The sequence below is a fragment of the Enterobacter sp. 4974935 genome (assembly GCF_058661735.1).
This window is the reverse complement of record NZ_JBZWGT010000001.1, coordinates 37,781-51,020: the sequence shown is the minus strand read 5'-3', so window position 1 is coordinate 51,020 and position 13,240 is coordinate 37,781. Positions and strand designations below refer to the sequence as shown.

The 13,240-nt window shown below is 56.2% G+C and carries 6 protein-coding genes; 1 reads left to right on the top strand and 5 read right to left on the bottom strand.

The window, feature by feature from the left end:
- Positions 1-102: 102 nt before the first annotated feature.
- A complete protein-coding gene (locus AC4OVS_RS00290; RefSeq protein ID WP_491922085.1) occupies positions 103-1,005 on the top strand; it encodes an endonuclease/exonuclease/phosphatase family protein in 903 nt (300 codons plus the stop codon).
- A gap of 1,212 nt (positions 1,006-2,217) precedes the next feature.
- On the opposite strand, the gene repA is transcribed toward AC4OVS_RS00290, so the two are convergent.
- The 5 genes from repA to AC4OVS_RS00265 form a co-directional block, all read right to left on the bottom strand.
- Complete coding sequence (repA, locus tag AC4OVS_RS00285) at positions 2,218-3,231, bottom strand: plasmid replication initiator RepA (protein ID WP_491922084.1); 1,014 nt, start codon at positions 3,229-3,231, stop codon at positions 2,218-2,220.
- A 580-nt stretch (positions 3,232-3,811) separates the two neighbouring features.
- Positions 3,812-4,600 carry a DsbA family protein gene (locus tag AC4OVS_RS00280; protein WP_491922083.1) on the bottom strand — a complete coding sequence of 263 codons (789 nt, stop codon included), beginning with the start codon at positions 4,598-4,600 and terminating at the stop codon, positions 3,812-3,814.
- 28 nt (positions 4,601-4,628) lie between these two features.
- A complete protein-coding gene (gene traI / locus AC4OVS_RS00275) occupies positions 4,629-10,043 on the bottom strand; it encodes a conjugative transfer relaxase/helicase TraI (protein WP_491922082.1) in 5,415 nt (1,804 codons plus the stop codon).
- Positions 10,040-12,631 (bottom strand): type IV conjugative transfer system coupling protein TraD, encoded by a 2,592-nt coding sequence (traD, locus tag AC4OVS_RS00270; RefSeq protein ID WP_045890847.1) that lies wholly within the window; start codon positions 12,629-12,631, stop codon positions 10,040-10,042. The genes traI and traD overlap by 4 nt, the downstream gene beginning before the upstream one ends.
- A 115-nt stretch (positions 12,632-12,746) precedes the next feature.
- Positions 12,747-13,061 (bottom strand): hypothetical protein, encoded by a 315-nt coding sequence (locus tag AC4OVS_RS00265; RefSeq protein WP_023338009.1) that lies wholly within the window; start codon positions 13,059-13,061, stop codon positions 12,747-12,749.
- Positions 13,062-13,240 lie beyond the last annotated feature (179 nt).

Here is a 13,240-nt window from a genome sequence, read left to right as displayed (position 1 = left end):
TAATTTTCGTTGCGTTATAAGTTCGTGCAACTCCTCTCAAAACTGAATGGTTGAACTTGATATCATCACTACTATGTTTTTAAAACAGGGACTAAGAACTTGATGAAAAGACGCTTTGCACTGACTATAGCGGCACTGGCATGTCTGGTGGCCCACGTACAAGCTTCTGATAAACTTGCAGGTAATGAGATACTTGCCGTACAAAAAGGTGGTGTGCCCGATAAAGTCTACACCCAGCATAAGCCAACGCTGCGAATAGCCACCTATAATATCGGTAAGAACGAAGCCTCCGATAATATAACTGATTTTACGGCACTTAATTCAGCGATTAAAAAAATTAACGCAGACATTATTGCAATACCGGAAGTGGATAACAAAACCCAGCGTAGTCAGAAGATAAATCAGTTAAAGACTATTGCCGATGCTAATAAAATGCATTATGTGTTTGGTAAGGCGCTGGATTTTGACGACGGGGAATATGGTCTGGGGTTGCTGTCAAAATATAAAATTCTGCATTCACAGGTGGTTAAGTTGCCATCTGGCAATGCCGAACAGCGCGTTGCCCTGCTGGTGCAAGTCGAGGTTCCGGGGTTTGATTCTGCACCGATAATCATGGTAACGCATCTCGACTGGCAAAAAGATCCCACAATTCGTACCGAACAGGCTCGTTACCTGTTGGATCTGAGTATCGGTGATGCGCCTTCTGATTTTAAGGATATTGCCTCTGCCATTAAGATCCTGGCCGGTGATTTCAATTCCACGCGCGAAGAGCAACCGGTAAAAGAGATAGGTTATTTCTTTAATGTAATCTCGAAGCCAGGAACCGACACCCGCAGCTGGCCGGCAGTCAATCCCGCGATTGATATCGACCATATTTTTACCTTCAAAGGGCAAAAATGGAACACGGAAAAGCTCGAAATTCCGCATAATTCCCCAGAGTTTAACTGGTCGGCAGCCAGTGATCATCTACCGGTTATTGCCGAGATTGAACTCACAGAACAGTAAAATGACATAGGGCTTTCCTGATGGAAGTCCTGTTTTTGTTGGCTGGCTGAACACGCCAGCTCAAAGCGAAAACCCATCTCCGTTTCTGTTCAAAAAGTAGTCTTAACGTACAATAGTTTTCGATATCGGAACTGACCCCTAGATTTACACTCTGAGGCGTTAGCAACATCCGCTTCTGGCACAAAGCAGACGTTAAAGCCTACAGCATTGGGAAGCTTCTGGATGCCGCGTTAGCGGCATGGAGGCGCCAGATGAAGCGGCATGTACCTGTGGAGTCAAATGGCGCCGAAAGCCCGGCGTAGCCGGCTCCTGGTTCACAAATTCTGCCTGTCAGCCCCCTGCCCTGGTTAGCCTTAACCCGCTATCAGCAATGAAGAAATTAAGGTAATCCCTTTTAACCCCGGTGAGCGGGCTTTACGGCGTTTACGACGTAAAGGGCGTGATTTCCGGGGCCTTAGCGGCGGCAGCTTGCTGCTGACGCTTAGGGGGATGTTCATAAAAAATTTCAGCGACACCTGGGAACTTAACACGGTAGCTGTAAAGCCATACCCGCTTAAAGCTTTCCGATTACTAATGTGCGCGGTCGGAGTGAGTCCGTCAAGGCCTCTGGCCGCAGACGGGCTGTATCTCCGCGTTAGCGCCGTCAGGCGCTTACGAGCGTGTATGAAGGGATTACCGCGACTTAACTACAGCTACTCTTAATACTAGTTACAACATCCCTCTTAAAGCGAGGGTGTTCCGGCCCTTCGGGCCGGGGCGGCGTCGGTTTAGCAGGGGTGAGATATGTATGCGGTGCCGGGTTCTGGCCAGAAAGGGGCCCGGCGCTTGCGACGGGAGGTACTTTTGATTTTATTCTGAGCGCGCGGCCGTGAGGCCGCTGCATGCGAAGGCATTTTTCGTTATCCACAGAGTGGCCGCAGACAAAGATCTACTCTGGAATGAAATGAACAGAGAGATAAAAAAGGTGAAGTAAGACTGTTTTGCGGAATGTCTTTTATTCATTTCCGGATTTCTTCACTTATTCGTTTGCGGATTTCTGTGTAAAAAAAAGAGACAGTGGCCACTGCGGGCCATCACGACACGCAGAACGTCATGGTGAACGTAAAGAGAAAGGAGTAAAGGGTGAAAAATGAGCAGAATGGCCGAAAAAAACCAGCACGAAAAGCCCCGGTGAGGGGCCTGTAAACAGCAAGACTGATGTTTCGTCTGTGACTAGTCAGGTGGAGAAAGCGCCAGATCCAGCTGGTAAAGATGCTGGATGGCCAGCGCCTTCAGGCGCTCTGATGTGCACCAGTACGCTTCGTCAGGCGGCAGGGTGCGGTAAATCCATTCAGACATTACATGGAGTCGTTCATCTGCCGGCAGCTTAATCAGGTTGTTGGCACGTTTACGCTCCGCGCCTTTTTTGCGGCGGTAAACGAGTGCCTCCCGGCGCTTACGGCCGGACCAGCATTTCCGCGCAGAGTGGGGCTGAACATCATCATGTTCGCTCATCACCCCTTCCCGGATCAGCTGCTCACGCTCGGCGCTCTGGCGGAGCTTCTTCTCCTGCTCTTTAAACAGCTTGTCCATATCGACTCCCAGCATCTGGAATCCAACGGGGGTGATATAAACATATGTTGGCAGCCAGGAGCGGGATTCACGATCCCAGGTGCGTTCTTCCGCAAGGCCCAGAACGCCAAACCGTACCTGTTCCTCAATAAGCCGTGAAAGGCGTGACACCGTCACCTCCGTTTCAGGAATGACATTGCCTTTTGAGTCCTTTGCACTGAGCTCTTTTGCAAGACGGGAGATACACATGCCGACAGTATGCTTTCCGGCATCACAGAAACTGATGAGCACTGGCCAGAGCGCATCGAGCAGGCGCTGACGCTCCGGACGGAAGCCATATTTACGTCCCGCCTTACGGCGGCCGGCGACATAGAGAGGGTGACGAGAAACATGCATGCGCAGGCTGACCTGCCCGGTTTCTTTGTCTTTTTTCACCAGGCGATTGTAGGCATGACCGAGCTGTCCGGAGAGCTTTTTATAATGCTCCGGGCGATACCAGGCCGGGTTCTCACATTTGGCTTTTGTGGAATGCTCACCGCGTTTGCGGCGGGTCAGTTTTTTGACCGGTGCAATGAGGAAATTACCCTGAGTGCCGGCATCGACATCCTGCCAGAAACGGGTTAACTCATCTTTCGGTAGATCTGACCAGTGAACAGAAATCTGATTGTCATTCACGGCGGCCTGTTCTTATGGCGGCCGGGAGTTGTTTTCTATGGTGCATGCGTTATAATCCTTCACAGGCAACGCGCCTGCTTTTGGACCCCCTGATATCTGTGTCTTCCGCCAAGATGATGACAGTTATCGGGGGGTTTGTGCATTCAGGCACCGGGAAATCCCGTTACCTGCTCCTGAACGTTTTAACGGACACGTCCTGTCCCTGTTTGTTTCCGGAAGTCCGCATTTCTTCCGTAAAACCATCTTCTGCCACCCGTCTGCCTCACCACAAAGCAGTCAAACCGTCAGTTTGAGTTAGGTCACAAAAGTAATCTGAATCAACAATCTGTCCCACCACAAGACGATCGCTGACGATCCGAATACTACCTTCTCGTCAGTAATTTTTCCAGATGTTAGACCAGATAACCGTCCATAGTTTGCATGCTAATTGCCCTTAAGGGACTATAACCGGCAGCGCTCGCCGCAGTATCAGGCCGGCAGGCCTGATCGAGGAAGCGCAGGAGAACGGAACGGGAAGATGGCATTTACGCGCGGAATCTGAAGATCAGCCTCTGGCGGGAGACGATCTACAGGACCGGGGTCACTGTGTGCGTGAGGCTTTCCGGATTGCAGCCTGGAGTCTTTCAGCGGTAACGGCTTCCGGGAAAACCGTGATGGTGTCGGGAGTCGCCCCGCTAACGGGCATGACGATGATCCCCGGCGTTCCGGTGAGTCCCAGCGCCTCTGCCAGGTTACTGTTTTTCTCAAGGGACGCGGTATGGTCGCCAGGAGCTGGGGCGGCCAGTCCCGCCTTTGACACTGCCCCGTGAATATCCTCCACCGTCAGTTTGCCTTCATTATGGCCGGTGGCGTAGATGGCATTGTGATAGGTTACATAGGCCTGCGCTCCTTTCTTTTGCCAGACCGTCAGCCCCTGCTGCGCTGCCTGAAGTGAGGCTTCCCAGCGACCACCAAAAATTGGCAACTCCTTAAAGAGGTAGCGGACGTCCGGCTGCGCTTTCATAACTTTCTCCAGTTCCGGCGCAAAGCGACTGCAGAACACGCACTGGTAATCAAAGAATTCAATCACCGCGACCTTTGCATTATCAGGACCGTAAGCCGGCGTGTCCGGATCATGCAGAAGGTTCGCCTGATTCTCCATCACGCTGAGTGCAAACATCTTCTGCTTACGTGCCTCCTGCTGTTCCTGCAGCTTATGACTGACCGTCACCAGTATCTCCGGGTGGGACACCAGGTAGTCAGCAGCGATTTCGCCGATACGTGCCTCCTGCTCCGGGCTGAATACCGGCTGAGGGGCCGAAGCGTGTGCCGTTGAAATAAAGCCAATGTATGTTGTAACTATTAATGCGGCTAATTTGTTTGCTTTCATTGCCTGATTCTCATGGTTTAAAAGGGGATTAACGTTCTTTCTGAATGGTACGGGTGAGGGTCTGTTCTTCACGCTCCGGCATGCGGCCGCGCTCGCTATTTTCGGGTTGCCGGATAATATCCCGCTCGGTATTGGCCAGCTCATTCACAATGCGGCTGACTCCCGCACGTTCCGAAGCGACTTTGCTGGCCAATGGTTCCTTTTCTGCCCTGATATGACGGCCAATCTCATCGTGGCTAACGCTGTCCGAGCTGGCAACCTGAATGAGCACTTTTTCGTCAGGCATCGTCGGCTCATTCCGGTCGTCAACCTCGAGCATCCCGGGCGTAATACGCACCGCGTCCTCCACCGGCACAACAATACGCTCCTGAGTCTCACTCTTTTCTTTTTCCGCTTTAACGGCTTTGTTAAGCATGTCTTTTTCCGTCTGTCGTGTGGTTTCCTCCTGGTCACGGATCAGTTTGTGTTCTGATGCGGCCTCCGTAACGATACCTCCGCTGACTTTCAGCAGATGTGCTGATGGTGGCTCATCGCCGGTCTGCCAGACCACACCGTCCTTCGGGTGATGTCGTACTGCATCAAGCGCGGCCGCCAGGTCACTGGCCACAATCGTGTTGCCTGACTGGCTTCGCTGCAGTACCGCACCACGGGCACGTTCTGTCATGACCATCCGGGTCTCCCCCTGTGTCATCCGCCCTTCCGGGCTGGCAACCAGGGAAACCAGAGCCAGGCCCGCACTCCGGCCGTTGTTGTCATACACCGGCAGCGCCAGCGCCGGTTCGGGAAAGCGCCGGGTGGCCGGGATGATTTTTGCCGTCAGTGACGCGTCCTGCATGCCCTGATGGCGCACCCAGGCGCGGCCCATGGCCGTTTTATTCACCGGCTGTCCCATTGCCCAGATGGCTTTCGCCTGTTTACGCTGCGTTTCTGGCGCCAGCGCATCGTGCGCCGTTTTGATATCCCGCTCCGGCGTTTTTACCGCCTTAACCCAGTCCGCCTTCCCGTCGGTATAAATCTGGACGTGCTCTTTCACGCGCGAGGCCGAGATGTAGAAGGCGCGACGGGAGGCAAGTGCCTTACGCCCGCCTTCCGTGCCCTCAAGCGCAATGACATAGTCGCTACTGGCCCCCTGAGCACCGTACCCGGTGACGGCCCAGCCGTAGTCGATATGCTGCTGCGCCCTGACCGCCTGAGGATTGATGGTAATGCGGCCGTTTTCCCCCTTAAGACGAATATTGCCCGTTTCGCTGACCGACTCCACCGTATAGCGCTGGCTGGCCATCTGTCCCTGCTCCTTGTCTGTCGCCGTGAACTTCAGCAGATCGCCGGCACGGACTTCCCTCTCGCTGCGGCGAAACAGCTGCACGTCGCCGGTGATGAGTTCCTTCGGGGAATACAGTCCAATCTTCCCCTCCTCATCGCGTACCGTGACCGTACTGCCGTTGCGGTCAACGGCCAGCACGTCCTGGTAACGATCGCCGCGTTTAACCACCATCCCGGCTTCCCAGGCATCGGTTTTATTGAACTCATGACGGGTGTGGGTGATTTTATCGAGCACCGGCACCGTAATGGCCTTCTCCCCCAGTTCTCCCCAGGCAGCCAGCACAGCATGAATGCCGGCATTTACCGCACGACGGTCGGCGTTCAGCTGGGTGATAATGAGGGTACGGGACCGCGCCTCCGGCGTCCGGTCCGTCCAGTCAGCCACGATGTCGTTAACAGGCGTCTCCGTTTCCTGAATGGCACTCCCCGGGAGCGAGGCTGAAGCGCTACGCGCCACACGGTCAGCCGGCTGGGTTTCAATGCGCTGCAGGGCCGCATCGATCCGGTTATCAATGATGTCGTGAACGGCACCGCGCAGCTGCAGGTCTTTCTGGCGGACGATTTGCTTCATGATGGCCACATCCATCGGGCTGCGCTCCTGCATCAGCTTAAACGGTGCGCCCACGTCGACCGATTCAAACTGGTCGATATCCCCCATCGAGACCGCGCGACCGCCGCCACTGGCAATGGCCTGGAACAGTGCCGCCGTATCCTGGTTGCCTGCCATTGAGGACTCATCGATAAGAAACACCTGTCCTTTATAGTCGGGCTTACCGCCTGCGGCCGTCGCCTGGTCATGTTCAACGATAAAAGATTTGATGGTCTGCGCCCGGACACCGACGTCGCTCATCTCTTTCACCGCCTGGTGCGTCGGGGCAAGCCCCGTCATCACCGGACGAACGTCCGCCGGTATGGTCTCCAGTGCAGATATCACCGCCTTCAGCTGCGTGGTTTTCCCCACGCCGGCATAGCCCTGAATCCCGATAAACTGATCCGTGGTTCCCAGCACCAGGGTGGTCGCCTTTTTCTGGCCATCGGTGAGTCCGTTCAGCACGGCTTCCGGTACCTGTTCCAGCAACGGCTGCTGTGTGCCTTTCCCTTCCTCCACCACACGCAGAATGGCTTTCTCCATCTCCCAGGTGGACCGGGAAACCAGTACCGGCTCTCCCCCTGCGGATACGGACAACAGCTCGCCATTTTTAATCATCGCGCCAATTTCATTCCCGATAGCTTCAAGGTCGGGATGATATTTCTGCGCCTCCGTCGCCAGCTTAAGTTCGCTGAATACCACAGTGCGCTGGTCATTGATGGCACGCCAGACGGCCAGCCCGGCGTCCGTCCGGACGCTGTCATGCAGTGAATCCACCGCCTGACTGATGTCCTGGTGACCGCTCAGGTTTCTGACCAGCTGCACGGGAGAGGCACTGGTCTTCATGCGCTGCAGCCGGGCTTCAGCCCGGTCCTGTACTTCGGCTGTGAACACTTCCGCCCGGTGGCCACTCTGTGCCAGCGAATTCATGGTCTGGGTCGATATGTCGCGGCTGTTCAGTGCGGCCAGCACCACACCGGTGTCGTTATCCCGGCCGCCCGGCGCGGTCACGTAGGCATGCGACAGGTAAAGCGGCTGGTCTTTTGGCAGCGTCAGGGTCTCTTCCCCCCGTTTCACCTCAATCCCCTTTTCACTTATCCCGGTCACCTCAAGACGGTCTTTTGCCTTCAGGCTGTGCTCACGATCCCCCGCCACGGCCAGCAGTTTTTCGCCGGTGGCCACGCTGAGGGTTTCGCGGCTGAAGAGACGCCAGTCAGCGCTGATATCGCCGATTTTCATCCGGGTCAGCACGCCGTCCCCGTCGATGAGCGAGAGGACTCGCGTGTCCTCATGCACCCGGTCAATCACATACGACTTACGCGCTTTTGCGTCCGTGCGATCTTCAAGTACCATCCCGGGACGGTATGAACCGGGCATGCGGCGCGTTTTGCTGTCGAGCCAGACCGGCTGCCGGGCCTCTATCTCCACGCCGTCGCGCCCCAGCTGTCCTGCGTTCTGCAGCGCCTCACGTACCAGGCCCGTCAGCTGTGCCTGTTCACGCCTGCCGACCACAACGGCGGTGACGTTTTCAGTTCCTCCGCTCAGCTCTGCAAATCGGTTGGCCAGCGCCTCGTAACGGTCGCGTTTGTTCGGAATACTGACCACTTCGGCCTCCAGCCCGGGTGCCGGCTCAGTGCGGCGGGAGCGGGCAACCCCCGCGGACTCCAGTACGGACATGGCATTACCGTTCGCCTGACGCCCGGCACTGTCGAGAAAGACCAGTTGTGCGTCCTGCGCGCGCGCTTCGCCCAGCAGAACCAGCGTCTCCTTTAGCCCCAGACGCTCTGCCCCTTCGATAATCAGCGTGCTCTGGGGTTTCAGGTGGAAATCACCGCTCAGAACATGCTGCCGGCTGATGATCCGTTCCCGCAAATCGTCGGATTTCGCCAGCGAAATGGCGCGCTCGGCAGAGCTGGCCAGCACCTGCACGTCACGACCGTTCGCGCCGGCAATACCGGCCAGCTGCGCGGTCAGGTCACGGATACCCGCCACGCCTGACGGGGCATTCATCAGAACCAGGGCGTCTTTCTCCACCACTTCCAGCGCCGCCGGCGCGTACTGCGCCGGGCGGGTGAAACTGACGACTTTTGTGGATTTGAGATGTTCCTGACTCAGCGCCTGGATCGAGAGTTCATCCAGCAGGTGAATACGGGAGGTGAAGACCCCTTTCTCACTGTCCAGCGGTACAATCATGCCGTCCTTCAGCGCCGCATCGATGGCCACACGAATTTCCTGAATCTCCGGCAGCTGCTCGCTCAGCTCAGCGGTGGTCATCATCAGCTCGCCAAAGGTGAAGCGCGTTTTACTGTCGCTGAGCTGCGAGATGGCCAGCCGGACAGCCTCAGTCAGTTCCGGGCGGGGTATTTCAGTGTCCAGCTGCGCTGCAGGAACGCTCCTGGTCGCCGGCGTCTTTTCGGGGCCGGTCTGTACCGTCTGACGCAGTGTGTCAGCCGGCTGTGTTACAGCCTGACGGGACTGGCTCTCCCGTTCTGCGGGTTGAGCAGGTGTATCGACGCTCTTTTCTGCCGTGGACGACGTCTGCAGAGAAGCCAGCTCAGGCCCGGCAGGAACCGGCTTAGCCTGGTGATCTCGCTCCGGCTGAGGCGCGGTCTCACGAAGACCTGCATCACGCGGCACCACGCTCTCCTGATACGCCTTCAGGTCAAATCCCTTCTCCTTCATCTGGCCCAGCCAGCGTTCCATCAGGCGCATCCTCGAAGGGTCGACTTTCGCCCTGCGGGTGTCTTTGGCGGCCACATCCCGGCTGCGCAGCGTGGCTTCAGCCCCCACGGCACCCTGAATTTCCCTGCCCCGGGAGGAATATTCGTCCCTGACGTCTTCCGGAACGCCCTTAATCTCCCACATGCCATGCTTGCCTACTTCTTCCACTTCATGGCCGAGCGCTTCAACCCGCTCACGCAGCGCGCTGCGATAAATTTTCCCGAGCGTGACCTGATGCTTCATGACGGTTTCGATAAAGCCCGCGTTATGGATATAGTCCGTGGCCAGGGCTTTCCATTTGCCCGCATACTCCGTCATGTTGGCAATCAGGAGATGGGTGTGCAGCTGCGGGTCAAGATTACGTGACGTGTCATGCGTGTAAGCAGCTGCCACCATCTTGCCGGTATGTACGATGGACGTGACGCCGTCTTTCGTGTCGCGGGCCGAGATGAGCTTCTCCACATAGCCGGCCGCCACACGGACCGCGTGGTTATGTGCTTCCACCATTTCTTTATCGTTGCCGATGAGCGCCAGAATGGACACGCTTTTGGGGGCGGAAAAGGTCAGGTCATGGCCGGGACGGTGGACGTGCTGTCCGTTAACCTCCTTGCCAAGCCGTGAGCCGTCCGGCAGGCGGCCCTCGAGGACGGCCGTGAGATCATCGCCACGGACATTGCCCTCAAGGCCCAGCGCTTTTGCACCTTCCCCCATCCAGAGGCTCTGAAGGCTGCCCAGAAAATAGTAGTTATCGGAATTGCTGTAGTAGCCTGCAGCCTCGCCGGCTGACGCTACTGGGGCGACTGACATCATAATTCAGGCTCTCTGTCGTAATAGTAATGGTCGTTTTCGTCGTAACCCGGGTCGTCCGCGTGACGGTGAAGTAAAATGTTCTCTTCTTCCTGCGCCAGCTGCCGGTGAGTACCGTGGGCTTCATCCGGGGTTTTCGGTGTCACTGACTTCCCTGCCGTCGTCACACTCAGGCCGCCGTCAGGCAGTGCCGTCACTTTCATGTCGAGGTTCATGGACTCACCGCCGTTTTCCTCTGTCTGCGGATCGCTTTCCGAAGAGGCCGGCCGCTGGCGTGCCCTGTGCAGCATGCTCAGAGGTGAGGCGACAGGTGGTTCCGGTACATGATGTCGGTTTCGCAGGGCCTTGAGGGCATCGGGCATTGTTTGTACAGAGTCAGCGGTACCCGGGTGACCGGTCACTCCGGGGGAGACCGGTAATTTGCCCGGTGCTTCAGTCGGTTTTTTCATTGCGCCAACAGAACGGAGAGAAACAACGTTATCTTTTTTCTCTGCAATGACAGGAGGTGTCACCGTGTTGTGTTTTCCGCCCCCCTCTTCCGGTACGACTGTCGCAGAACCGGAGATAACAGGCTCCATGACAGCAACCTGTTTCCGTTCAGGCACTGTGCCCTGAGGAGGCTTCGGCGCTGTCTCTGGTGTTGCTGTCTTTTTTTCGACGGGCGATGATGCCGGCGTACCGGCAGAAGCAACATGAGCCGTACCGTCAGCTGCGGCTGACATTTCGCTTCCCTTCTCCAGCACTTCTTCACCGGTCGGGAACGTCAGACCGGCAGCTGCCGCTGCGCGCTCGTTCTCCTGAATAACCCTCTCAAGCTCCGGACTGAGCGCATCGCGGATATTGCGCTCAATGAGGCCTGCCTGCCGTTTCTTCAGCGCGCGATATTTCAGCTTCAGACGGACAACCGGATACTCACCCGGGAGGCGAACATAAAAGTTGAGGTTTGGCAGACGCATGATCTGCTCGTAGTCGACAATCGGGTTATTGACCTCGTCCTTACCGAGGGACACACCGTCACGCACCTGGTCCAGACCGTAGCTGTTCTGCTCACGGATTTTGCGCTTACGCTGGTTGCCCAGCTCCTCTTCCACCACTTTGGCCATCTCGGCGCTCGGCGAACGTCCGTACATACGGGTGTTCATCAGGTCAAAGATGCTTTTGGCCAGCTCGCGGCCGTAGACGTGAACCAGCTGCGCCATGTTCTGCATGCCCAGCACGAAACAGCCACCAAATTTACGCGCCTCGGCAAGTGTCTCGGCCAGCTCGGGTATGCGCTGCAGGCTGGGTGCTTCATCGATAATGAACCATACGCGGCGGTCGCTGTTCTCCCCCATGCTCTGCAGCATCAGTGTGGCCAGCGACACCCACAGCGAGATCAGCGGGCGTACACTCTTGCGGTGACGGGCCTGGGTTGAAATAAACAGCCAGCTGCTGTCATAGCGCTCCTGCGTCATCCACTCCCGGATGGTGAACGGCGGCCTGGTGCCGTCATCCAGCCCCTGCAGATAGCGAAGGGCTTTGGCATAGTTGGTTACCACCGAGCGAATGGAAATGGCCGTTTTCTCGATTTTCTCCTCAACCAGGTTGGCTGAGGGTGTGTTGGCCAGATAGTCACGCAGATTTTTCATGCTGAGGGACAACAGGGTTTTGAGAAACTTCTCAATGCTCCGTTCCGGGTCCGTCGACATACGAATTGCGAGATCGGCATAAATGGTTCGCGAGCTGGATACCCAGAACGGATCGGATTCCCCTTCCACCGGAATGAGGCTGGCGGCCAGGTTGTCGTAATCGACCGCGTCAACGCACTCACCCCACATCTGCCAGTTGGCACATCGCTCGTCGTGTGCGTTAAGAATGATATCGGTAGACGGGTTATAGTGGGTTTCGGTGAAGGTACAGCCGGAGTCGTAAATGATGGCCCGGTCACCACGTTTGCGAATGTAGTCGAGTAACCAGCGTATCAGCGTCGACTTCCCCACCCCGATAGTGCCATGCATCAGGAAATTGAGTACCTCCGCCATCCTGACCATATGCAGATCACCCACGCGCAGGTCAGAGAACTCACCGTTTTTACGCAGCAGCTTATTCACTTCGGCAGGCTTGTCAGTCAGCTGCATCCCGGAAATGTATTCGTCTTCACTTTCCTTTCTGCCGATATTCGCGATAAACCAGGTCACGGCGATAAACACCACCATACTGAACAGCCCGCTGGCACCGGCTGCCCACTGCAGCTCACGCAGGCACTGGTCGCCCATCGCCTGCATGTACGGGTCGGTATAAATCTGCGGCAGGGTCATCTTCAGCACCATTGCCGTCGCGGTAGGCGCATACCAGTAGTGAACGTCGTAGATTTTTGGCGTTCCCGATGCCGGCATCAGGTCGATAAAGCTGCTGTTGATACTGGCGAACCACCACAGGGAACCGTTATCCAGGGCTTCCTGAGGGATTCGCCAGAGAAAGATGGCGGTAGTCAGTACGGCGAACAGGATGAAGATCCAGAATCCTATCCAGTTGTTCACCTGAATGAACATGCGCCAGCGGTAGGCGGTCATCTGCCCGCCCTGGGTGAGGTTTTTTCCTGCGAAGCTCATAGAGTATTGTCCAGCCGTTATCGCATCACCTGCGTGGTGATGTTCGTTATCAGAGAAGAAACGTTGAAAAGGGTGATGAAAAAATGTGGTACCGCGTGGGGGGGCAATCGTCAGGTTATTCCATCTGACTCAGTTCATACCTGGCCTGCTGACATCCGTCCTCCCAGTCCTGTTTATTAATGTATGCAGCCACAGAACGGACTGACGAGGCCACATCCCTATAAACCGGTGAATGCCACTCCCGGGGCTCCAGATCATAAAGGGTAAATTCATAGCCAGCCCAGAAAGCAACAATGGTCATACCCTGCCCCTCAGGAAGTGAACCAAATACATTCATCCAGGCCCTTGCTGCCATCAGCTCGCTTTCCAGATGGATAAGCGACCAGAATTCAGCTGAGTAATCTGCACGTTCATTTATCTGATGCATCATGATGGACGAGCTCCTTTGAAATTAAGGACGCAACGCTCGCCGCAGACAGGGCTGCGCCTGGCGCAGCCATGCGAGGAAGCGTAATTACTGGTAACTGACAGAAAGCACTGACGCACCCGGCTCCGGAAAGAACACGGTGAATATCAGTCTGAGGGGGAACAGGCTGTGACGGTCGCCAC